This is a genomic window from Rhodopirellula sp. P2 (assembly GCF_028768465.1).
Taxonomy (GTDB): domain Bacteria; phylum Planctomycetota; class Planctomycetia; order Pirellulales; family Pirellulaceae; genus Rhodopirellula.
Window position 1 is genome coordinate 6,302,243 of record NZ_CP118225.1, and the last position, 23,239, is coordinate 6,325,481.

The 23,239-nt window shown below is 56.2% G+C and carries 16 protein-coding genes and 1 pseudogene; 12 read left to right on the forward strand and 5 right to left on the reverse strand.

From position 1 onward, the window contains the following. The first annotated feature begins 150 nt into the window (after nt 1-150). Nucleotides 151-1,473, forward strand: a complete 1,323-nt coding sequence (locus tag PSR62_RS22140) for a sulfatase family protein (RefSeq protein ID WP_274405146.1) — start codon at nt 151-153, stop codon at nt 1,471-1,473. 116 nt (nt 1,474-1,589) lie between these two features. On the opposite strand, the gene PSR62_RS22145 is transcribed toward PSR62_RS22140, so the two are convergent. Both PSR62_RS22145 and PSR62_RS22150 read right to left on the reverse strand, forming a co-directional pair. After that, on the reverse strand, nt 1,590-3,062 hold the full coding sequence (locus tag PSR62_RS22145; protein WP_274405147.1) for a DUF1501 domain-containing protein: 1,473 nt from the start codon (nt 3,060-3,062) through the stop codon (nt 1,590-1,592). 5 nt (nt 3,063-3,067) lie between these two features. Further along, complete coding sequence (locus tag PSR62_RS22150; RefSeq protein WP_274405148.1) at nt 3,068-5,797, reverse strand: PSD1 and planctomycete cytochrome C domain-containing protein; 2,730 nt, start codon at nt 5,795-5,797, stop codon at nt 3,068-3,070. Between the two features lie 965 nt (nt 5,798-6,762). On the opposite strand from PSR62_RS22150, the gene PSR62_RS22155 reads away from it, so the two are divergent. The 7 genes from PSR62_RS22155 (at nt 6,763) to PSR62_RS22185 (ending at nt 17,437) form a co-directional block, all read left to right on the forward strand. Beyond that, nucleotides 6,763-7,086 (forward strand): glycoside hydrolase family 78 protein, encoded by a 324-nt coding sequence (locus PSR62_RS22155; protein ID WP_274405149.1) that lies wholly within the window; start codon nt 6,763-6,765, stop codon nt 7,084-7,086. A gap of 105 nt (nt 7,087-7,191) precedes the next feature. After that, nucleotides 7,192-9,861, forward strand: a complete 2,670-nt coding sequence (locus PSR62_RS22160) for a sulfatase-like hydrolase/transferase (RefSeq protein WP_274405150.1) — start codon at nt 7,192-7,194, stop codon at nt 9,859-9,861. Nucleotides 9,862-10,047: 186 nt separating this feature from the next. Beyond that, entirely contained in the window at nt 10,048-10,740 is a 693-nt protein-coding gene (locus PSR62_RS22165) for a transposase (RefSeq protein WP_274405151.1), read from the forward strand. Between the two features lie 188 nt (nt 10,741-10,928). Then, the gene (locus PSR62_RS22170; protein WP_274405152.1) at nt 10,929-12,578 is read left to right on the forward strand and encodes an arylsulfatase; all 1,650 of its coding nucleotides are present in this window, start codon (nt 10,929-10,931) and stop codon (nt 12,576-12,578) included. Further along, nucleotides 12,578-14,539 (forward strand): sulfatase-like hydrolase/transferase, encoded by a 1,962-nt coding sequence (locus PSR62_RS22175; RefSeq protein WP_274405153.1) that lies wholly within the window; start codon nt 12,578-12,580, stop codon nt 14,537-14,539. Before PSR62_RS22170 ends, PSR62_RS22175 begins: the two co-directional genes overlap by 1 nt. A 72-nt stretch (nt 14,540-14,611) precedes the next feature. Continuing rightward, on the forward strand, nt 14,612-16,099 hold the full coding sequence (locus PSR62_RS22180) for an aldehyde dehydrogenase family protein (protein WP_274405154.1): 1,488 nt from the start codon (nt 14,612-14,614) through the stop codon (nt 16,097-16,099). A 45-nt stretch (nt 16,100-16,144) separates the two neighbouring features. After that, nucleotides 16,145-17,437, forward strand: coding sequence for a class II aldolase/adducin family protein (locus tag PSR62_RS22185; protein ID WP_274405155.1), 1,293 nt, complete (start codon nt 16,145-16,147; stop codon nt 17,435-17,437). Between the two features lie 39 nt (nt 17,438-17,476). Here the strand turns inward: PSR62_RS22185 and PSR62_RS25830 are convergent. Beyond that, a pseudogene (locus PSR62_RS25830) lies at nt 17,477-17,587 on the reverse strand (AraC family transcriptional regulator); the annotation flags it as partial. A 441-nt stretch (nt 17,588-18,028) separates the two neighbouring features. Between PSR62_RS25830 and PSR62_RS22195 the strand changes: the two are divergent. Beyond that, nucleotides 18,029-18,382 carry a hypothetical protein gene (locus PSR62_RS22195; protein WP_274405157.1) on the forward strand — a complete coding sequence of 118 codons (354 nt, stop codon included), beginning with the start codon at nt 18,029-18,031 and terminating at the stop codon, nt 18,380-18,382. Nucleotides 18,383-18,397: 15 nt separating this feature from the next. Here PSR62_RS22195 and PSR62_RS22200 read toward each other — a convergent pair whose 3' ends face one another. Together PSR62_RS22200 and PSR62_RS22205 are read right to left on the reverse strand one after the other, a co-directional pair. Beyond that, nucleotides 18,398-19,249, reverse strand: a complete 852-nt coding sequence (locus PSR62_RS22200) for an alpha/beta hydrolase (protein ID WP_274405158.1) — start codon at nt 19,247-19,249, stop codon at nt 18,398-18,400. A gap of 74 nt (nt 19,250-19,323) precedes the next feature. Further along, complete coding sequence (locus tag PSR62_RS22205; protein WP_274405159.1) at nt 19,324-19,605, reverse strand: hypothetical protein; 282 nt, start codon at nt 19,603-19,605, stop codon at nt 19,324-19,326. 310 nt (nt 19,606-19,915) lie between these two features. Between PSR62_RS22205 and PSR62_RS22210 the strand changes: the two genes are divergently transcribed. The 3 genes from PSR62_RS22210 to PSR62_RS22220 all read left to right on the forward strand — a co-directional run bounded on the left by PSR62_RS22210 (nt 19,916) and on the right by PSR62_RS22220 (nt 23,154). Next, a complete protein-coding gene (locus PSR62_RS22210; protein ID WP_274405160.1) occupies nt 19,916-20,785 on the forward strand; it encodes an EcsC family protein in 870 nt (289 codons plus the stop codon). A 256-nt stretch (nt 20,786-21,041) separates the two neighbouring features. Then, nucleotides 21,042-21,461: a hypothetical protein gene (locus PSR62_RS22215; RefSeq protein ID WP_274405161.1), complete on the forward strand. Its 420-nt coding sequence runs from the start codon at nt 21,042-21,044 to the stop codon at nt 21,459-21,461. A 328-nt stretch (nt 21,462-21,789) separates the two neighbouring features. Next, nucleotides 21,790-23,154: a prenyltransferase/squalene oxidase repeat-containing protein gene (locus PSR62_RS22220; RefSeq protein ID WP_274405162.1), complete on the forward strand. Its 1,365-nt coding sequence runs from the start codon at nt 21,790-21,792 to the stop codon at nt 23,152-23,154. Nucleotides 23,155-23,239: the final 85 nt, after the last annotated feature.

Consider the following 23,239-nt stretch of genomic DNA (forward strand, 5'->3'; position numbering starts at 1 on the left):
GAAGGGCGCGAGCCCTCCGGTTCCTCACCGGGCGGCTTGCGCCACACCGCTAACATCGTCACTTGTTGTTCACGCGTTGCTAAGAACCTTCCCGCCCCGCTTAAGTTACGATCGAAATTCACTGCACCTGAGATGACTGAATTGAAAAGCATGAACTGTTTCCGATTGTCCGCCGTTGTCGCGTGTTTTGTTTTGATCGCTGGAGTTTGGCCATCGCATCAAACGCAGGCCAAACAACCCAACGTCGTGTTCCTGCTGAGTGACGACCAATCGTGGACCGACTACGGGTTCATGGGGCATCCGCATATCCAGACACCCAACATCGATCAATTGGCAAAGTCAGGCTTGGTGTATGAGCGGGGCTATGTCACGGCGCCACTTTGCCGACCTTCGTTGGCAAGTCTCGCGACGGGCCTGTATCCGCATCAGACTGGAATCCGCGGAAACGATCCCGTGATGCCAACCGGTCAAAATCGCAGAAAGAATATGCAGCTCTTCGCATCGTTACGGAAGCAAATGACGGCTCCGCTGCACCGGCAGCCCTCGTTCATTCGGTCGCTCAAGGACAACGGCTACGCGACCTTGCAAACCGGAAAGTGGTGGGAAGAAAACCCACTGGATCACGGTTTCACCGATGCCATGACCCACGGCGATGTTTCGCGAGGCGGCCGGCACGGGGACGTGGGTTTGCAGATCGGTCGAACCACGATGAAACCGGTGTATGACTTCGTCGACTCCGCCGTCGCGGACGACAAACCATTCTTCATCTGGTACGGAGTGTTCTTGCCGCACGCACCGCACAACGCTCCCGAGCGTTTGTTCGACAAGTACAAAGACATCGCTCCCAATGAACCCACCGCTCGATACTGGGCCAACGTGGAATGGTTGGACGAAGGGTGCGGACAGATCATCCAGCACTTGAAAGACAAGGGTCTCTACGAAGACACGATCTTCATCTACACCTGCGACAACGGTTGGGTCCAAGATCCCGACCGAAAGAACGCGAGCATTCGCTCCAAGCGAGAGCCCGTGGAAGCTGGGATTCGGACACCGATCATCATTTCGCATGCTGGTACCGTGACACCTCGCCGCGATTCAGAGACGCTTGCCAGCAACATTGATGTCGCTCCGACCATTTTGAAAGCCTGTGGCATTGAACCTCCGAAGGAAATGCCCGGATTGGACCTGCGTGATCCCGAGGTGCTGCGTCAACGAAACCGGATCTTTGTGGACGTCTACAACCACGACAGTGATCTCGACCAACTGGATGACCTCGACAATGGCTTGCAAGCTCGAGTCGTCATCGACGGATGGGACAAGCTGATCGTCCGCCCAAGCGGAAAAGAGCTTTTTGATCTTCAAGCAGATCCAGACGATCGAAACGATCTCGCAGCAAAGCAGGCCGACAAAGTCGAACGTCTGTCAAACATCATCGACGAGTGGCTCGAGAGCACGCCCGTCATCGGGAAGTGAACCCCGCAAACGCTGTTCTGGGTGGCGTCAACAGTTGCGTTGGTGTCATCGGGTATGTGAGCCGCTTGGCGTTAGCCACCGTTCCCGCACTCAACCGGAGAAGCCGTTCGCTGGACTCAGGCAATGATCTCCTTGACCACCCGAGCGGGTTCGACTCCGGTCAATTTTTGTTCCAGGCCTTGGAACGGGAACGTGAGCCGTTTGTGGTCGACGCCCAGCAGATGAAGCATCGTGGCATGCAGGTCACGAACGTGGACAGGATCAGCGACGACGTTGTAGCTGAATTCATCGGTCGCGCCGTGTCGCATTCCACCTTGGACGCCGCCGCCGGCGAGCAACGCGGTGAAGCACCTCGGGTGGTGATCGCGACCATAGGTGTCCATGTCCAACTTGCCCTGCCCATACACCGTTCGCCCGAATTCACCGGCGAAGACGACCAGTGTGTCTTCGAGCAATCCACGTTGCTCGATATCCCTCAGCAGGGCCGTGGTCGGTTGGTCAACATCTTGGCATTGTCCGGGTAGGTTGGCCGGCAACTTCGAATGATGGTCCCACCCGCGATGGAACAATTGGATGAAGCGAACGTCGCGTTCCGCCATCCTGCGGGCCAGTAAACAGTTGCGGGCGTAGGACCCCGGGTTGTTCACCTCTTCGCCGTACATCGCGAGTGTTTCGGGAGACTCGTCGGAGATGTCCGTCAGTTCGGGAACCGACGTTTGCATCCGAAACGCCATCTCTTGCTGAGCAATGGTCGTTTCAATTTCGGGGTCACCGATCTCGCCAAAGTGCTTGCGATTGAGGTCGCCCAATGAATCCAACATGCGTCGCCGAATCGTTGGGTCGATGCCGTTGGGGTTGGAAAGAAACAGGACCGGATCACCCGACGTTTGGAAACTGGTGCCCTGGTGTTTGGAGGGCAAAAAACCGCTTCCCCAAAGACGCGAATACAACGCTTGAACATTGACCTTGCCGCTCCAGTAGGCCGACGGCATCACGATGTAGTCCGGCAGATCCTTGTTGAGCGTTCCCAATCCGTAGCTCAACCAAGCTCCCATGCTGGGTTTGCCCGGCAGTTCCGTTCCGGTGCAGAACGCCGTTTTGCCTGGGTCATGATTGATCGATTCGGTGTGCATCGAATCGATGAAACATAGCTTGTCGACTTGGGTCGAAAGGTGAGGCAGCAGATCGCTCATCCACATGCCGCTTTCGCCTTGCTGCGAAAACCCAAAGCGACTGGGGACGATCAGTTGCTCTTTGCCACGCGTCATGGCGGTCACGCGTTGGCCTTGGCTGACCGACGGCGGCAACGGTTGGTTGAACTGTTTGACCAGTTCCGGCTTGTAGTCAAACAAGTCGATTTGGCTGGGGGCTCCCGCCATGAACAGAAAGATCACGCGTTTCGCTTTGGGAGCAAAGTGGCAACCCGCCGGGATGTCGGATGTCGCTCCGGACGCGGCGTTGGGGGCCGTTGCGTTGGCAAACTTTGGCCCCAGTACCAACGATGCGAGCGCCGTGGTTCCCAATCCCATTCCGGCATTGGCCAAGAACCGACGACGATTTTCGCTTGTCGAGCTGATGTGGTTATGCATAGCGATCAATCTTTGGTCTTGGTGATATCGAGGTTGTAGAGCGTGTTGCACAGCACCGTCCAAGCGGCGAGTTCGACTTTGTCGCAAGGTTCGTCGATGGACACTCCCTCGCACAAATCGTCAACCAATTCGGGAGAGCTGGCATACTCGTCACGCAGATCGCTCAGCAGCGTATGGAGGACGTCGATTTCCTCGGCATCGGGGAGTTTGGACGTGACGGTTTCGTAGGCAAACACGATCCGATCTTCGGCGGGTTCATGCAGAACGGACTGAGCCAACTGCCGAGCGGCTCGAAGGTATTCACTTTCGTTAAGCAACAGCAAGGCTTGTGTCGGTGTGTTGGTTCTTTCGCGGCGTGCGATGCAAGCGTCACGATTGGGTGCGTTGAGAATTGTCATTTGCGGCGGTGGCATCGCTCGTTTCCAGAACGTGTAAACGCTACGACGATAAATGGATTCACCTTGATCAGGACGGAAGCGTTCGCCCGTCATCGATACCGCTTTCCACAACCCGTCCGGTTGCGGTGGCTTGACACTCGGTCCGTGCATTCGCGTGGACAGCAATCCGCTCGAAAACAGGATCTGGTCGCGGATCATTTCGGCATCCAGCCGATAACGCGGTCCGCGACTGAGCAGCCGATTTTCCGCGTCCGCTTTGAACTCTTCCGGTGTGGCTCGCGAAGACTGGCGGTACGTTTTGCTCATCACAATTTGCTTGAGCAACGCTTTGACGTCCCATCCCGACTCGACAAACGTCACCGCCAATTCATCCAGCAATTCAGGATGGCTGGGGACCTCGCCTTGGTTGCCAAAGTCCTCCGACGTTTTGACGAGCCCGACGCCGAAGAAGAGTTGCCAAAAACGGTTCACCGCCACGCGCGCGGTCAGCGGGTTTTCCGGAGCCACCATCCAATTGGCCAAATCCATGCGCGATGGTGTTTCGGTTTGGGTGTCCAGCGGCGGCAGAAAACCGGGGACCCCGCGTTGGACTTCTTCCCCGGGTGCATCGTACTGGCCTCGGATCAGAACGAACGTCTTTCGGACCACATCGCGGTCCTTCATCACCATCGCCTTGTCGACACCATGTTCGACCGCGATTCGATCTCGCTGAAGCTTCGCACGTTGTTTTTGCAACTTCGCCAACGACGACTTCAACTGCCCAAGTTCATTGTGGAGAGCCTCTTTGAGAGCGTCCCACGCACGAATTGTCTTCGCGTGAGCCTCTTCCTCAGGCGTCATAGCTTCCGCCACCTCGCTTTCCGGCAACTCATCGTCGGACGCTTCCACCTCGGCCGCATTCCCTTCCGGATCGTCCGATTGGCTCGCGTCCTGTTCGGCAGAATCTTCTTTCGCAGGCTCGATCTCCTTGATCTGCTGAATCCGTTTGGTGATCTGGTTCGCTCGTTTATTGAGAGGAGCGATTTGCTGATCGAGTTTTGCCAATTTGGCATCCAGACGATCCAGTTCGGTCTGCTGAGCTTCGGTGGGGAAACGCACGAATGGCTCCTGAAAACCATCCACGACTTGTCGCGGGTTGGTTTCGGGCTCGGCATCGATGTTGTTGAAGAACGCGTAGAGCGAAAAGAACTCTTTCTGCGTGATCGGGTCAAACTTGTGGTCGTGGCATTGTGCGCATTGAACGGTCAGCCCCATGAAGGCGGTGCCGACGGCGGTGACACGATCGAGCACATTCTTGACGTGGCTTTCCTCTGGCAAAGCGGTTCCGCGATCGATGATCAAATGCAATCGATTGAATCCGGACGCGATGAGTTGATCTCGAGTCGGTTGAGGATGCAAATCGCCAGCGATCTGGTCTCGAACAAATTCATCGTACGGAAGATTTTCATTGAATGACCGGATCACCCAATCACGATAGGCGACGTGATTGCGATAGAAGTCTTTGTGCATCCCGTTGGTGTCAGCGAAACGCACCAGGTCCAACCAGTGACGGGCGATGTGTTCGCCGAATTGAGGACGCGAGAGCAGATCGTCGACCAGTTCTTCCCACGCCAATTCGGGTGAGTCGGCGTAAGCCGATTCGAACTGGCGGATTGCTTCTCGGCTGGGTGGCAACCCCGTCAAATCGAAAGTGACTCGCCGCAAAAGCGTTCTCGCATCGGCTTCTTCTGACGGGTGGCGCCGCAGTGACTCGAGCTTTCGCAACACGAACTGATCAACCGTTTGCGCACTCCACTCAGCATTCTTGGTGATCGGTGGTTGTGGCCGTTCGGGTGCACGGAATGCCCAGAAGTCTTCGTAGACGGCACCGCTTTCGATCCAGCGCCGAATCAGTTCCGTCTCTTCTTCGTTGAACGGATCCAAGTGCGAATCCGGCGGCGGCATCAACATCGATTCATCATCGGCAGTGATCCGGTGCCAGACTTCACTTTCCTCAACCGAGTTTGGTTCGATTGCGTATCCAATCGCCCCTTCGTCTCCGTCGGGTTGATCCAACCGCAGACCGCCCTCTCGCGAACCAGCGTCTGGACCATGACAGGCGAAGCATCGGTTCGAAAGCAACGGCCGAATGTCGCGACTGAACGAAACCGATGACTCATCGGATTCAGAGACCGGTTTGGCATCCTCGGTGTCGCGACCAACGTCCGCGGCCTGCAAGCGAACGGGCGAGAACGGACCGAGGACGGCTGAGCAAAGGACGGCCGCCAGAATCAAGACTCGTGGCAGACGCGTCTCACGGGCGAACCGGGATGGGAAATATCGCCGTTGGAATGGCATAGGTGATAATCAGCGTTCGGCGGCAGGGTTGTAGGCGGGATTCAAGCAGTGTAGATCGAACAGGATCACTTGAAAGGATGGTGGTGAGTCTCGGCGAAACGGTACTCGCACGAGGCACCCGTGATTGTCCTCCTGAACGGGGATCTTTTTGCGGGCAATTTTTCTTGATCGATTCGTTTTTTCGAAAATCACGCTCGTTTTTCGGTAACAACGCACAAGATTACAGCGATGTCGGGATGACACTGTTGATGGCTGCTCGTCAAAGATCGACGGGGCCAGTCATCATCCGCATCGCGACATGCTGCCCCCAATGGAAGCGGTGCCACTGGTTGCCGAGTATCCTGGCGGAAACTTGAGCGAGATTCAGTTTGAAATTTCGGTCTCGTCAACTTGACTCCCACCCTTGCTGTTCAGTCTTTCCATGCAGATTTTTGTTCGTGCGTTGTTTGTCGTGGCTCTGGTGGCCGGTGGTGCAGGCGTTTGTTGCCAAGCAGACGATGTCGCATCGAACTCATAGGCCGAAACGGGAGGGGGCGGAAAACGAGAATTCTGTGGGAGGGCAATCCGCGCTGCCTCCCATGCCCGGCCCTCACCCTCGCGTACGCCTGAACGGCGTCGCTCGAACTCTCCCCAAACTTCGTTTCGGGAGAGGTGCGTCAGGTGGAAAAACACCAGCAAGTGGTATCGAGAACTGCGACACCCCAAAGCGAGCCGGCGGCCTCTCGATGGACTTGGCACGATCGTGCTGGTCGCTTGCGCAATCGCAAAGGTTTGCAGTCACGCCCCCAGCTAGACTGGGGCTGTCCTGGCGACGCTAGTGCGCCGAACGAAGGTTTTCACATCCCTTAGCCGAATTTCGCGTGAACGAAGATGGCTGGCAAGATCGACGCCAGTTGCCCCGTTTTTCGTGGATTTGACCTGCTAGGGGGTGATCTGCTGAGCTTTCCTCCATCCTGGTTCGACCATTGAAGACACTCCTTTCCATTCTGTTTCTGACGACAATCACTGTCACGGCCTCGTCGTCTGTTTCCGCTCTCGAGCCACAACGATTGCGGTGCGAGTACCTGGAGAATCCAACCGGGATCGACGCAGCGCGGCCTCGACTGAGTTGGCAGGTCACATCCGATCAACGAGGACAATCGGACGCCGTGAACGCCTATCTTTTCGCAATTCCTGAAGGACTGACCGTGGGAAAACTACGCTTCGATCCCTTCGCGACTTACGATGAGTACGCGAATGCTGGCGAAATGAAGATCGAATCGATCTCGATTTATCGACTGGTCGATTGATCGTTCAGTCATCCGTTCCACTTCCACTTCAACCAACCCCGCATCCCTCCTACCTCAACACTGGCCTGCCGCCACACCGACTGCCAATCCCCACCGGACAACACCATGAATCGAATCGCTCTCTCATTGCTCGCCTTCGCCATGTGCGTTTGCACTGGCCTTGTCGTGGCGGGTGAACTTGACCCTCAACAGCTTGCTTGGCATGCAAAGTACAAAGGCCAAGACAACGCTCCTTTGCCCGAGGAGATGTTGCTCAACACGGACTCCGAGCCAGATCTGTCGGAGGGATTCACTTCGCTGTTCAATGGCAAGGACCTGAGTGGCTGGACAGCCAAAGGTGGCAGCTGCACATTTGAGGTGAAAGACGGGATTCTGGTTGGCAAAGTGGTGCCAGGTTCCAACAGCACCTATCTATCAACCGAACGCGATGACTTCGACGACTTCATCTTTACCTGCGACATGAAGTGGGAAGAACAGTGCAACAGCGGGGTGATGTTTCGAGCTCAATCCAAGCCCGGCAAGAACGGAACGGAAACGGTGTTTGGCCCCCAGGCCGAAATGGAGGGTGTCGCTCAAGATCGCCATTGGTCGGGTGGCATCTATGGTCAGAGCTGCGGCGGCTTCTTTTATCCGTTGTGGCTGAAAGAACACCAGGCAGCCCGGGCGGCCACCAAGAAAGACGCTTGGAATCGGGTGACCATTTCTGCTCAAGGCAATGTGGTCAAAACCTGGATCAACGGTGTACCAGCGACCCACTGGATCGACGATGGATCCTACCCCCAAGGCTTCTTCGGCCTGCAGGTTCACAAAGGTGCGAAAGGCACCGTGTTGTGGAAGAACATCCGAGTGAAAGAGCTCGAGAAAGAACCCGCCGCAACACCAAATGCCAGTGCATCAAAGCGTCCCAACGTGCTGTTCATCCTGGCCGATGATCTTGGGTGGAGCGACACGACGCTGTTTGGAACCACCAAGCTTTATCAGACACCCAATATCGAACGACTTGCAAAGCGTGGGATGACGTTCACTCGGGCATACTCGTCCAGTCCGCTGTGCTCGCCAACACGAGCGAGTGTTTTGACCGGGCTCAGCCCCGCGCGGCACGGCATCACTTCCCCGACCTGTCACCTGCCGAAGGTGGTTTTGGAACCGAAGGTGCCGACGACAGGACCACCGAACAAGTTCTCAACGATTCCCGAATCCGTTTCGCGGTTGGACACCAAGTACTACACGCTTGCCGAAATGTTCCAAGACAACGGCTACGCGACCGGGCATTTTGGAAAATGGCATCTGGGCCCTGAACCCTACTCTCCGTTGGAACATGGTTTTGACATCGACGTGCCGCACCATCCTGGCCCGGGTCCTGCTGGCAGCTACGTCGCACCTTGGAAGTTCAAGGACTTTGATCACGATCCGATGATCCCGGACGAGCACCTCGAAGACAGGATGGCCAAAGAAGCGGTTCGCTTCCTCGAGCAACACACAAACGAGCCGTTCTTCCTGAACTACTGGATGTTCAGCGTTCACGCACCGTTTGACGCCAAGAAAGAGTTGATCGAAGAATATCGAGATCGCGTCGACCCCAAAGATCCTCAACGTTGCCCCACGTACGCCGCGATGATCGAAAGCATGGACGATGCGATTGGCACGTTGCTGGACACGCTGGACCGTCTGGGAATCGCCGACGAAACGATCATCATTTTCGCATCGGACAACGGTGGCAACATGTACAACGAAGTCGATGGCACAACCGCAACCAGCAACGCTCCGCTGCGAGGCGGCAAGGCGACGATGTACGAAGGCGGTGTGCGTGGCCCGGCGATCGTTGTCCAGCCCGGTGTGGTGGAACCCGGATCACGAAGCGATGCGATCATTCAAAGCATCGATTTCTATCCGACGCTCTTGGAGATGTTGTCGATCGACGCTCAGCCGGACCAGCGTTTCGATGGTGTCAGCATCGTCCCCGCATTGCAGGAGAAGCCGCTGCAGCGAGACGCGATCTTCACCTACTTCCCTCATGATCCTCCCGTGCCAAATTGGATGCCGCCTTCGGTCAGCGTGCATCAAGGCGATTGGAAACTCATCCGCATCTTTCATGGCGATCCAAACGGTTCGCATCGCTACAAACTTTTCAACTTGAAGAACGACCTCGGTGAACGAACCAACCTGGCGGCAAAACATCCCGACCGGGTCCAGCAGATGGACAAGTTGATCGAGCACCATCTGGTTGAAACCAAAGCCGTCAGACCGCTGGCCAACAAAAACTTTGATCCCGCCAAATACAACGCTGCCGCCGAAGGCAAGGGCAATCTGAAAGGCAGCGACAATCAAAAGAAGCCCCCCAAGAACCAAGCTCGCCGAAATCCGGTCGCCGGTTGGCTCCCTGGTGGAACGTGTGAGCTGTCGCTGTCCAATGGCAAGTTGCGAGTCAACAGCACCGGCGGTGATCCCCACTTGAGTTCCTCACTTCCCGAAGTGGTGAAGGCATCCACGATGACATTCACCGTTGAGATGCAATCAAAGTCATCAGGTCGCGGGCAGGTGTTCTGGAAGGAAGTTGGCCAGCCGTATTCAGCGGAGCGAAGCCAAGGCTTTGATGTGATCCACGATGGAAACGTTCATACCTATTCCATCCAGCTTTCGCCGCAGGGCCCAGTGCAGGGCGTCCGAATCGACCCGTCCAATGGCGCTGGCCAAATCGAGATTCAGAACATGCGTTTGCTCGCTGGCAACGGCGTCCCCATCCACGAATGGAACTTCGCGGACGCCGGTCGCTAAGCACGTACGATGGTCTTCCTAGACCGTCGTCAACAAACAGTACGATGGTCTTCCAAGACCGTCGGGAGAACAGCGTCTTTTGTTTTGGTCGGGCTTGGAAGCCCAACCTACGGGTGTTTGGCTTGGAAGCCCTACCTACGAGGAACCAGGCATGAAGGATCTTTCGAACAGAATAAGGAGTCTCACGTGAGCGAAACATTTCACTTGAATGCTCCTCCCGGTTTTCGCGGATTGCATCCAGATCTGCCCATCGAAACTTATCACCGGCACCTTCCACACTGGCGGCAGGCCGGAGCGACCTATGCGATCACATTTCGGCTGGCAGACTCAATTCCACAAGAACAACTTCGAAGCCTTCAACGATGGCGAGAGATATGGGAGCGATCGAACGGACAACCACAAACAGACGCCGATTGGGAACAACTCGCGAAACAGATCACCCACCGTACCGAAGCCTGGCTGGACGAAGGCTACGGCGAGTGCGTGTTTGAGAACCCTACGTTAGCCGATGTGATGGCAAAGTCGATGTTGCAGTTCCAAAACGATCGTTATGTCACGTCTTGTTATTGCGTGATGCACAATCACGTTCACCTTGTGATGAAACCACTGGGTGACCAACTTCTTGAAAAGATTCTTCGAGACTTGAAGGGGTATGTCAGCCGCATGGTCAATCGAGAACGGCATCGAGAGGGTCCCCTTTGGACGCAAGAAAGCCACGACCGAATCATCCGAGATGAAGAACATCTCTATCGCGTCATTCAGTACATCGGCAACAACCCAAAGAAGGCCGGTTATGAACAGCGGCAATGGGTTCGCTGGATTCACCCCGATTGGGAATCGAAAGGCTGGGGATTTCGGGATTCGAGAGACAGGAAATGAGAGATGAGACTGGTCAAGTGCAACGTGAGAAACCGTACGATGGTCTTCCAAGACCGTCATCAACAATCCGTACGATGGTCTTCCAAGACCGTCGGGAGAACAGCGTCCTCTGTTTTGGTCGGGCTTGGAAGCCCAACCTACGGACACCACCTCCAAAACATCGCAACCAACTTCTAGAGACAACTGAGATGAACTTTCGAAACGTGCGAAATCTGGTTTGGGTGATGGCAGTCGCCTGGATGGGCGTGGTTTGCAATCACTCGAAGGCAGCCGAACGACCGAACTTCTTGGTGATCCTGGCCGATGACCTGGGGTTTTCAGATCCTGGATGTTACGGCGGCGAGATTGCGACTCCCAATTTGGATGCCCTGGCTGCCGGCGGATTGCGGTACACGCAGTTCTACAACACGGCTCGATGCTGGCCGACGCGAGCGGCCTTGATGACAGGTTACTACCCACAACAAGTCCGTCGAGACAGCATGCCAGGGGCGACGCGGCAATACGGCGGCGGTGGAAAACGCCCCGATTGGGCTCAAACGTTGGCGGAATATCTTCGCCCGGCTGGGTATCGCACCTACCACTCGGGCAAATGGCACATCGATGGGAAACCAACTGACAACGGGTTTGATCTCTCTGACGAAGCCACCCGAAGCCCGGGCTTCTTTGACTCGATCCGCAAGAAGAACCGCGATCCCAAGTTCTATCGGACCACCGCGACCGCTCAACACGCGATTGATTGTTTGCAGGAACACGCCGAGGATCATGCTGACCAGCCGTTCTTTCACTTCCTCGCATTCCACGCCCCTCACTTTCCGCTGCACGCTTTGCCGGAAGACATCCAGCGGTACCGAGACCGATACATCGCCGGATGGGATGCGTTGCGGGAAGAACGCAATCAGCGACAACGTGAACTTGGGCTGGACGTCGGACCTCTGTCTCCGATCGAGACAGAGGTGGGGCCGCCCTATGCCTTTCCCGACCAACTCGAGGTGCTCGGCGCGGGAGAGGTCACTCGCCCGTTGCCATGGGATGAACTGACCAAAGAGCAACAACAATTCCAAGCAACCAAGATGGCGATCCACGCGGCCATGGTGGATCGCATGGATCAGGAGATCGGGCGTGTGCTCACGCAGTTGAAAGAAATGGGCCAGTTCAAAAACACTTGGATCTGTTTCCTGTCGGACAACGGCGCAAGTGCGGAGATCATGGTCCGTGGCGAAGGACACGATCCTTCCGCGTCACCCGGATCCGCAGCGACGTATCTGTGCTTGGGACCTGGATTCAGCAGCGCGGCGAACACCCCGTTCCGTCGGCACAAGACATGGGTGCATGAAGGAGGCACGTCGACGCCGTTCATCGTTCATTGGCCCGAGGGAATCCGTTCGACCAACGAGTTGCGGACCAATCTCGGTCATGCGATCGACATTGCACCGACGGTGTTGGATCTCGCCAGGGTGGAACTGGATGAAACCGCCGGCCCACCAATGAGTGGCCAAAGTTTGAAACCGTCTTTTGATGATAGCGATGCCCCAATTCATGACGAGTTGTGGTTCTATCACGAAGGCAACTGGGCACTGCGGCAGGGTGACTGGAAGATCATCCACTCCAACATCTCTCGCCCCTTTCCTTGGCTGCGTTCCGAAACCGCTGCCAAGGAGTCCAAAGAAGACGCCGATTGGCAACTCTATAACCTGGCCAACGACCGGGCCGAACAAAACGACGTGGCGAACAAGCATCCTGAACGAGTCCAACGGATGGCGGATCGTTGGTGGGAATTACGCGATCAGTTTTTGCGTGATTCGATGGACGACTCGAAACGATCGAAGCGAGCCAACTGATGGTGCGAAGTTTGTTTCTTGTTCCTGCCGCCCTGTTGCTGGTGCTGCCCGCTAAACCAAACGTTTCAGCGGCGGACAAGCCAAACGTTTTGCTCATCATCGCGGACGATGTGGGCTACTCGGATCTCGGTTGCTACGGCGGTGAGATCGACACGCCCCATTTGGATCAGTTGGCAGCCGATGGAGTTCGCTTCAGCGAATTTCACGTCAATCCAATGTGCGTGGTGACGCGAACCAGCCTGATGACCGGCCACACGCATTCCCAGTCGGATGATTATCGACGCTCGCTACCGGTGGCTCGTCTGCTGAAGAAGGCCGGCTATGCGACGTCGCTCGCCGGCAAGTGGCATCAACCTGGCAATCCGCTCGACGCTGGCTTTGACTCGTTTTACGGATTCCTCGGTGGTGCAATCGACAGCTGGTCCGGCATCGAACGAGGCAAACCGGCGATTCAAACCGACCGGCAATCCCCGGAACCAGTGAACGAGGGATGGTACAGTTCGGATGCGTTCACGGACCGTGCAATCAATGAGATCGAATCGGCACGAAAGCAGGGCAAACCGTTCTTCACCCAGGTTGCGTTCAATGCGCCGCACACACCGCTGCACGCACCTCGCGAGAGCGTCGAAAAGTACTACGAACGCTACCGAGCGGGTTGGGAAAAGCTGCGTCGAGATCGCTATGACCGAATGATCGCGATGGGTTTGATCGACGAACGTTACGTGATGTCCGAACCGGATGCAGAAGTGCGACGGTGGGACGAGTTGTCGGCCTCGATTCAGAAGCAGGAAAGCCGACGCATGGCGGCCTACGCTGGGATGCTGGATCGATTGGACTGGAACGTCGGGCGGTTGCTTCAACACTTGAGCGACCAAGAACTCGATGAGGACACCATCGTGATCTTCATGGCGGACAATGGTGGTGCTTACAGCAACGGCGACATCCGCACCTACGACCAACAAATCCCGTGGGAACCCGGCAGCAACGCGTTCGTGTCCAACGGATGGTCGTATCTGAAGAACACTCCATTCCGCTGGTACAAATCGTGTGCGCAAGAGGGCGGCGTGTCTGTGCCGATGATCGTGCGTTGGCCAGCGCAATTGTCGGGACAAGCAGGAGCCATTCGCAAACAGCGGTTGCACGTCACGGATTTGTATCCAACGCTGCTTGAATTGGCGGGTGCGAAGTATCCAACTCATGATGGCGATCGCAAGCTGGAACCGCTTTATGGAAATTCGATGTTGCCGTTGCTTCGAAACCCTGACCTGCCGAATCTCGCGATTCACGACGAGATATTTTGGTGCTTCAACCAGACGGGCAAAGCACTGACCAAGGGCAACTGGAAAATTTCCAGCATCAGTGACGGGCCGTGGCGACTGCACGACATTCAAAACGATCCGGCAGAATCACTCGATTTGGCGGCGGAGCGCCCCGAGGTGTTGTCAGCGATGAGCGACGCTTGGTTCCAGTTCGCTCGCGAAAACACGAAGATGCCTGCGTCGTGGCGTGCACCGTTGAAGGAATATCAAGAAGGTTGGGGATACCACCGCATTCGCATGATCATGCCCGCTTATGTGCGTGCCGTTCCTGCGATGTCCGCGATGGATGTCCCATGCGATACAGATTGGAGCTTCCATTTTTCGAAGCCAATTCGGTTTGCGAATTCAACCGGCAAAACCCTTCGCTTGTACGAAGTCGGTGACACCCAAACGGTCATTTGGCAAGCGGATCCTGAACCTGGGCACCCTGACGAGGGCTCCCAACAAATCACATTCAACGATCTGCCGCGACTGAAGCCGAACACGACGTATTTCGCGTTGTCAGATCCGGGCTGGATCACCGTTGGCAATCAACCCGCCGGGGGTTTGAACGATGGAGCGTTCTGGTACCGGTTTCGAACGGGGCCCGCCCGCCCCGATTTGTTGGATGGGCTTCCCGTCCAACGCCCGCTGCCTCGATGAAGTCCATCGACAATCGTTGTACACTGCTATTTCAACCCATTCACCGCAGAGAAAGTTTGAGCGAGAAAGAATATGAGCGTCGCAACCCAACACACATTGCTTCCCGAAGTTCAATCGTTCCTGGATCAATCCCCCCTGGCGAGCTTCGTCGGCGGCAAAGCCTTCCCGAGCGGAGAAGGGAACGTGCTCGCAACGATCGATCCAGGCTCGGGAGATCAACTTGCTGAAATCCACGATCTGAATGCCGCCGAGATTGACCGTGCGGTGGAAATCGCCAACGAAGCGTTCCCGGCTTGGTCAGGCTTGTCGCAACAAGAACGCAGCAGCATTCTGCTGAAGCTCGCCGATGCGGTGGAGAGTCACAAAGCGATCATCGCCCAGATCGAGGCACTCGATGCCGGCAAAATCGAAGCCCAAGCCGCCGGCGATGTGCAAAACTTCGTCGACACGCTGCGATACTTCGTCGGCCTGTCCGACAAAGTCGAGAAACGAACAAAGTTGGATGTGCCCGGCCACGATGCCTACACGGTCAAACAACCTTGGGGTGCCTGTGCCTTCATCTTCCCCTGGAACTTCCCGTTCTTGTTGATCGGTTGGGGAATTTCACCGGCGCTGGCTGCCGGGAACACCGTGGTGATCAAACCCGCCGAAGACACATCACTCTCGGCGATCTACTTGGCTCAATTGGCCAAAGAAGTCGGCGTGCCCGATGGCGTGATCAACGTTGTCACCGGCCGAGGCGCAACAGCGGGTGCCGCCTTGACCAACAACGCTGAAATCAAACGCATGTCGTTCACCGGTTCGCCCGAAGTGGGCCGTTTGGTCGGTGAGTCGTGCGGACGCAACCTGGTTCCAGTCAAGCTGGAACTGGGCGGCAAGGGTGCCGCGGTTGTCTTCGATGATGTCGATGTCAAAGCCACCGCGCAAGCATTGGTCGGTGCAATCACATTCCACACCGGCCAAGTCTGCTGCGATGCAACGCGTTGGTTGATCCAAGAAGGCATCTACGATGAATTCGTCGCTGAGTGCAAACAGTTGATGGAGAAGGTTCGCATCGGTCACCCGCTGGATCCCAACAGCGACATGGGGCCGGTCGTGAATCCCAAGCAACGAGAGCGAGTTCTCGGGTACCAAGAAAAGGGCAAGGCAGGAGGAGCTCAGTGTCTCTGCGGTGGTGGTCCCGCAACGGTCGATGGATTGAGCGGGAACTATGTCAAACCAACGTTGCTGGCTGGACCGCTGGACAATGTCGCCGCACGCGAAGAAATCTTTGGCCCCGTGGCTTATTTGGCGAAGTTTTCCGATGAAGCCGATGCGATCGCGAAAGCGAATGACACCGACTACGGATTGGCCAACAGTGTTTGGACGACGGATGCCGAACGAGCCAACCGGGTCGCCGAAGCGATGATCGCTGGCAACAGTTGGATCAACGCTCACAACGTGTTCGCACACGGTGTCCCTTACGGCGGCGTCAAGAAAAGCGGCATGGGCGGCGGCGTGCTTTCGCCTGAAACATTGATGGATTACTACCGCAGCACCTCGGTTGTCCGCCCCCTGTAATCACCTCCGCTGACCTTTGATTGATCCTTCACCGACGGGAATAGAATGAGCCATTCGCGAGATGTCCAACATCCACGGGACCGAATCATGCAAACGATGGATCGCATCTATCGGTACCGCATGACGACCACTTCGGGTGGAAATTTGTCGATCCGAGACAGCGAAGGCAACATCTGGATCACGCCGGCGAGAGTCGACAAAGGCAACCTGACACGGAACGACATCATCTGCGTTCGCGCCGATGGATCCGTCGATGGACCGCACCCGCCATCCTCGGAGTTTCCGTTTCACAAAGCGATCTACGAAGCCCGACCGGATGTGAAAGCGATCGTGCACGCTCACCCGGTCGCCCTGGTCGCTTTCAGCATCTGCCGCGGAACCCCCGACACGCGGTTGTTTCATCAAGCACACAGCGTGTGCGGCAAAGTCGGGTTTGCACCTTACGCGTGCCCGGGAACGGAAGCTCTCGGGGCCAGCATTGCAAAGCAGTTCGAAGACGGATGCGACAGCGTGATCTTGGAAAATCACGGCGTCGTCGTTGCAGGGGAAGATTTCGCATCCGCGTTTCAACGATTCGAGGCGTTCGAATTCGCGGGCAAGACGCTGATCAAAGCCAAACAAATCGGTGAGGTTCGATACCTCAATGATTCTCAACTGGATCAAGCGGCCCACCGGAGCGTTGACTTCATCAGCTACCAACCGCCCGCTGCCACCACGCGAGAACAAGAACTACGACGGCAACTCTGTGAGTTTGTGCGTCGAGGTTGCCGCCAGCGATTGTTGATCAGCACCGAAGGCAGCTTTTCAGCTCGTTTGCAAGACAATTCGTTCTTGATCACACCAACGCAGCGAGACCGTGAGTTACTGCGAGCGGAGGACTTTGTGCTGGTCAAAGGCGAGTTTCGTGAATACGGAAAACTAGCCAGTCGAGCCGCTAACGCTCACCGCGCGATTTACGAAAAACATCCGCACGTGCAAGCGATCGTGTTCGCTCATCCAGTCAACGCCACGGCGTTCAGCGTCACCAGCGTCCCCTTGGATGTTCGTACCATTCCGGAAAGCTACGTCTTCCTCCGTGATGTGGCACGTGCCCCTTACGGCATTCAATATTCAGGTGATGAATCCATTGCCGACTATGTGTGCAGTCGAAACCCAGCCGCGATTCTTGAAAACGATGGTGTGTTGGTGACCGGAACCACGGTGTTGGACGCGTTCGATCGTTTGGAAGTGCTCGAATCCACCGCCGAAGCAGTGATCAATGCGAAAGCGATCGGGGACGTGTCCGTGATGCAACAAGACGTCATCGATGAACTTTGCGAACAGTTCAATTTGTCGTGACGCAGAGGACGATCTCCTCGCCGGTATCCCGGGCATGTCTCAACGCATCTGTTTCCTGTATTCGCGAGGCGACAAACCAAGGTGGGTGCGGAACTGCCGGCTGAAGTAGTTGCTGTCCGAGAAACCGACTTCGAAGGCGATGTCGGTGATCACGCTTTGCTCGATCGTCGTTCCGTGTTCGTTGTATTTCGCCGGTGCGATCGATCTGCCGATGGTCAAATCCATCGCGTTGGTCGGCACGATCGGATGGTTCGTCTTCACACCGATTTGGATGAGCCGACCATTGCCGGTCGACGCGGCGGAAGTCGAGATTTAGAAACGCGAAAGTCGGCGTTGATGTCGACGCAACCGACGGTTCGGCTTTCTGAATTCGTTTCGCGAACCTTGGTGTCGTGAGATCGGTCCATGGGACAAGGAATCCGATGCTGTTCGGATCCATCTCCCGATGCCGATGATGTCCCTTTCGCGAAAGTTGAAACGATGCGAGTTTTACCATTCTGTTTTGCAACGAAGTCAGGTTGCGAGTGATTGTCACTCCTTTGCCTGACAAGAACGATTTGTCTCAAACAACTGTTCACACAATGCGAAACAATGAGAACCACATCCGAAAACAAGTCGGCGACCAAGGTCGCTGCACGAGTCGCGGGGGAAGACATTCAAAAGGGTGACTACGTCACGGTTCTGAGCGAGATCTTCGAAGTCCCATCTTTTTTGTGGGGCTGTGCGGATGTCTCTTTGCCACCGGACGAACCCGTGCGGGCTCGATTCCTCTCCACCTCCACCGGCACGCCGTACAAAGTCAGCGTGGTTTGCTTGCCGTTTGTGTACGCCAAGCGACCACGTGGCACCGTCACGTGCTTTGACATTCGGCGGCACGAACTGGTGCGTCTGGACCGTGAAAGCGGCCGTTCGCTCTGGAAGTTGCTGAAGAAAAAGAAGAAGTGAAGTCGGCATTGCGATCTATTCAATGCTGAGCGAGGCAGTGTCGAGCAACCAAGTTTCGATCGCGTCATAAACTTGTTCGCGTTTGTCTTCGATCAGCAGTGAATGACGCAGGCCATCAAAGGAGACCCGATGACACTGCGGGCCGGCGCTGGCGACGAACTCGTCCGTGGTTTCCGAATCGCAAAGCTCATCTTCCGCACCGGTCAGCACCAGCAGTTTGACAGTCAGTTCTTTCGCGTGATCGGTCAACCAAATGCCATGGTTGACCAACTGGCTGCCAATTCCAATCGACAGCTTCTCGTGCATCAAATCATCCTCCGCGAGTTCACGCAGTGCCTCGGTGTCCTGCGTCAACTGCGCCGGTTCAATTGACGCTGAAACGCGAATGTGTGGGATGAGTTTGCCAGTCAACCACGCCGCGAAAGCTTGCGGACGCGTGGGAGGATTGGGCGGCAGGATCATCGGATTGGTAACGATCGCTCTCTTCACATATTCGTGATCGCGGCCAAGAAGGTGATTCAACACCAAGTTTCCGCCCATGCTGTGCCCCAGCAACACGAGTTCCGCTCGAGGGAATTGTTTCGCAGCGAATTCGAGGGCGACTGCAATGTCATCCACCAGTGTGTCGAAGCTGGGAGCGTCGCCGCGGACACCGGGACTTTGACCGTGCCCATGCTGATCATGGATGACCACTCCACGGTCCAGTGCCAGCATGCGATCGACGAAGTCGTCGTAGCACCCGGAATGTTCACCCAATCCGTGCACGACCACGAAGGTAAGCTCGGCGGATGATGGCCCGGAACGGCGACAGTGCAGTTGGCGTCCGTCGGGGGTGTTGAGTGCTGATTCGTCGATTGCAATGGCCATGGAACGAGTGTGGTTGAAAGCCGGTCGGTGCAAGGACACTTTACGCTGGCGTCCAGAGAACGAGTTGGATGACGCTACTCTTGTTCGCGATCGATGAACTTGCAGAACCGACTGAGCTCGCCTCCGGCAGTTTTCTCCTCGTGCAAAAACGCAAGGTTCGATTCTTCAAATTTGTCGAAGAAGCTCGCCCAACTGATCGTCGACAAGCTGTCGTTTCGGTCACCGTGGGGGAAGTCAATTCGCAAGATGCCGATTCCATCGTCGGTCTCGGCGGTTGACTCAACGGTTGCGGGAACACCGCCGCGTTCGTGGACCCAAGTTTGAATGGCGTCGTGGTCGGTGGTGGCATTGGCCATGTTTTCTCCTTCGGAAGTGGATCGAAATGGGCAGATCGAATCGAATGAGGTGCCAGGTTCGAACCACAGCAGTTGTTTCGTCGATCAAGCCAGAGCGAAATCAAACAAGCAACATGCATGCCATCTTTGACCGAACGAGGGGTTTGCTCGCGAACTGGTATGCTTTATGCCTTTGCCGTTGCATCGAACACTTTGCCGGCGAAGCGTCTGCTGGAACGTCATGTTTCAACGGCGATTGCTGCTTTCACAGTGATCGGACATCATCGATTTGAGAATCCTGTCCCCGTCTCACATCAGCTAGGATTGAACTTTGAGCGACGATCTCATCCTTGGCAGCCTTCCCGAAGAAATTTTGGAAGAGCTGTACCAAGCCAAGAAGACCTTGGAACATCACGGGATCGCGGATCGGTTGACCGAGATGATCGGAACACCGGTGACGGCATCGCTGAAGATGTTGCCCGACAGTGTCGAGTCTGCGATCCATTCGGCAATCGAAAAATCACTCCACATCGCACTCGATGTCGCCTTGCGAACGTTGGGGAGCGATAAAAATCCGTCCGGTTCAAAAGGCCGCGGCAAACCCAAATTGCTGACGCACAAGTTGTTGGCGGGAATCAGTGGTGCGGCAGGTGGTGCACTCGGTGGGGCGACCGTTGCGGCGGAATTGCCCGTCTCGACTGTGTTGATTCTACGGAGCGTCGCCGATATCGCTCGCAGTGAGGGTGAAGATCTCTCCGATGTCGAATCGCGGCTGGCATGCTTGGAAGTCTTTGCGCTCGATCCTGGCCAATCCTCCGACATCGACGACGAAACCGAAATTGGTTACTTCGCCGTGCGAGCCGCGATGGCGAAGCAGATCCAAGACGCGTCTCAGTACATTCTTAAAAATGGCATCAAAGACTCCGCTGCACCGCCGCTGGTTCGATTGGTGACACAAATCGGCAAGCGGTTTGGCATGGTGGTGAGTGAAAAAGTGGCAGCCCAGGCCATCCCCATCATCGGCGCGCTAGGCGGCGCGCTGATCAACAGCTATTTCATCGACCACTATCAGGATCTGGCTCGCGCTCACTTCACAATTCGGCGCCTCGAACGAGAACACGGCCAACCCCTCGTCCGTGAAGCTTACGGGCAGATCAAACTTCGGCAGCGACCTCGGCGAGTGACCGATCGCAAGGCTTGATTGCTGTTTGGACGTTTCAACTCTGCGACTCACCTGAGCAGGTCGGTAGGAATGATCGGGCAAAACCATGTGAGCCGTTTGGGCGTTCGCCCCGGTTGGACGTGGGAGCAACCACGCTACCCAAAACATTCAAAATGCTGAAAGACTTCTGCCGAACTGCTTAGTGGCCACTCCGCTGCTGCCGCTGGTCGGCAATTGACCAGACGGGAGCTTCGCCGGTCATTTCGGAACGCCAAAGTCGTTTGACCAACCCGTTGTGAATTCCAACGCGTCTCCCGTCGCCGCTTCAACGGCGTATTCCGCTGGGGTGGGCGTTGACGACCAAGCCGCCGATTTAATTCAAACCAGTGTCTGGAAAAAGGTCCTGATCGGTGCGGTCGTCACCCCGGTGTGTGTGGGAGGTTTGACTCGTAAATTCATGGTCCGAAATGCGGACAAGCAATATGATTTCGACCCGATCGCCATTGGATTGCTGCTGGTCCTGTCCTCGGTCGTGGGCGGATTGTTGGGAGCCTTGTTGGCGTGGAAGGACCGTGTGGAGTATCGCCGGGCGAACAATTTGCCGATCAGTTTTCCTTCCAAACTGCTGTTCGGCTACGGCATCCTTTCGTTGGTTCTGGTGTGGGTTCCAATCGCGATTTTGGGGACGCTCCTTGTCCTGGTTTTGACGCTGTGAACATCGCAGTGACAAGCGTGTGTGACATTCCGCTGTTGAAAACGCCCTTGTACACAGGGGCGTGAACCAATTGACCGCGTGACACGGATGGTTGAGGCCTTCTTTTCTTGGAGGCCTTTTCATGATCGTGTCATCTGTCGCCATTTCGAAGTCGCGAGATCCCGTTCCATCGCGGGAACGTTCATCGCGATCACCTCGCTGGAGCGAGCCAACTCGACCGCCATCGCCACAGGGTGCCGAGCAGAATCAGAGGTCTGAAGAAAGACCTCGATCTTTTCACGCCCTCATATCTCGGTTGCGAATCAGGGGACGGGAAACGCTGACCGAAATGCCATCTTGGTTGATCAGCATGGTCGTTCATCTGACCTTGCTGCTCGTGTTGGCGTTGATCGGACGCTCGACGAACAAGGTCGGACGAATTGAATTGCTGTTTCGGCAATCGTCTGAAAGCTCCGGCATGGAATTGGCCGAGTTCACCATCGCCGCTACGGCACCGTTGGAATCGTTCGAACGTTCCATGGAAGAAGAGCGAATCGACACCACACAGTTGGTCTCGCTCGACGCGGAAGCGGAGATGTTCTCGCTGGTGCCAAAGTTGGATGCCAGTCTATTTGATCCGGTGGTTGCTTCGACGGGCCAATTGGACAAGTCCAACAAGATGTTCCAGGGGCGATCCGGGACGATGAAGGCACGTCTGTTGAAGATGTATGGTGGCGATCAAACGACCGAGGACGCTGTCGAAGCAGGGTTGGTGTGGTTGAAGCGTCAGCAACTTCGCAACGGCAGTTGGAGTCTGCACGGGCCGTATGCCAACGGTGCTCGCGGTGAGAACCAGACCAGCGCCACCGCGATGGCGATGCTGGCGTTCATGGGCGCAGGAAGCACTCACCGAGGAGGCCCCTATCAAAAAGAACTGCTCCGAGCGGCACGTTGGTTGGTCGCGAAACAAGACCGGCAAGGCTTCCTGGCAGGATCCGAAATGGGGCACGAACGAATGTATTCACAAGCTCAAGCGACCATCGCGTTGTGTGAGTTGTATGCGATGACAGGCGATTCATGGATTCGTCCCTACGCGCAATCGGCCTGCGATTTCGCCGTTGCTTCCCAGTCACCGCAAGGAGGCTGGCGATATCAACCTCGAATGGACAGCGACACATCGGTGACAGGTTGGTTCGTGATGGGTCTGAAGAGCGGTGATGCCGGCGGACTGGAGGTGGACCCGTACATCTGGCCGAAAATTGAGCGCTACTTCGATTCTGTCAGCCAAGGGTACACAGGCGGGTATTCCTACATGCCAAACGTTGCCCCCTCCCCTGCGATGACGGCCGAAGGCGTCTTGTGTCATCAGTATCTCGGCCGGCAACGCAACATGCCGGGGATGGCACAGAGTCTGGGCACGTTGGTGCAGAATCATCCCGTCAAAGCAAACGAAGCCGACGTTTACTATTGGTACTACGCGACTCAAGCGTTGCACCATTATGGAGGACCGCTATGGAATCAATGGAATGAAGAGCTGAAGGCCACTTTGCCAGCTCGCCAAGAAAAACGCGGGCGCGAACACGGAAGCTGGTCCCCAAGCGGAGACGCTTGGGGCGGCTACGCCGGTCGCCTGTACACGACATGCTTGTCGATCTATTGCCTGGAAGTCTACTACCGCCACCTGCCGCTGTATGACCATGCGGAACTCGACTGAGTCGGAGGTCGGACGACATTCGCTACGAACTGCCCCGCAACACCGGACGGTGGCGGAGCACTCGAGAGCCGAGCGAAACGAGATC

Excerpts from the sequence above, each read along its gene's own strand:
- PSR62_RS22140 (WP_274405146.1), top strand. The coding sequence starts at position 151 with ATGAACTGTTTCCGATTGTCCGCCGTTGTCGCGTGTTTTGTTTTGATC.
- PSR62_RS22145 (WP_274405147.1), bottom strand. The coding sequence starts at position 3,062 with ATGCATAACCACATCAGCTCGACAAGCGAAAATCGTCGTCGGTTCTTG.
- PSR62_RS22150 (WP_274405148.1), bottom strand. The coding sequence starts at position 5,797 with ATGCCATTCCAACGGCGATATTTCCCATCCCGGTTCGCCCGTGAGACG.
- PSR62_RS22160 (WP_274405150.1), top strand. The coding sequence starts at position 7,192 with ATGAATCGAATCGCTCTCTCATTGCTCGCCTTCGCCATGTGCGTTTGC.
- PSR62_RS22170 (WP_274405152.1), top strand. The coding sequence starts at position 10,929 with ATGAACTTTCGAAACGTGCGAAATCTGGTTTGGGTGATGGCAGTCGCC.
- PSR62_RS22175 (WP_274405153.1), top strand. The coding sequence starts at position 12,578 with ATGGTGCGAAGTTTGTTTCTTGTTCCTGCCGCCCTGTTGCTGGTGCTG.
- PSR62_RS22180 (WP_274405154.1), top strand. The coding sequence starts at position 14,612 with ATGAGCGTCGCAACCCAACACACATTGCTTCCCGAAGTTCAATCGTTC.
- PSR62_RS22185 (WP_274405155.1), top strand. The coding sequence starts at position 16,145 with ATGAGCCATTCGCGAGATGTCCAACATCCACGGGACCGAATCATGCAA.
- PSR62_RS22195 (WP_274405157.1), top strand. The coding sequence starts at position 18,029 with ATGAGAACCACATCCGAAAACAAGTCGGCGACCAAGGTCGCTGCACGA.
- PSR62_RS22200 (WP_274405158.1), bottom strand. The coding sequence starts at position 19,249 with ATGGCCATTGCAATCGACGAATCAGCACTCAACACCCCCGACGGACGC.
- PSR62_RS22205 (WP_274405159.1), bottom strand. The coding sequence starts at position 19,605 with ATGGCCAATGCCACCACCGACCACGACGCCATTCAAACTTGGGTCCAC.
- PSR62_RS22220 (WP_274405162.1), top strand. The coding sequence starts at position 21,790 with ATGCCATCTTGGTTGATCAGCATGGTCGTTCATCTGACCTTGCTGCTC.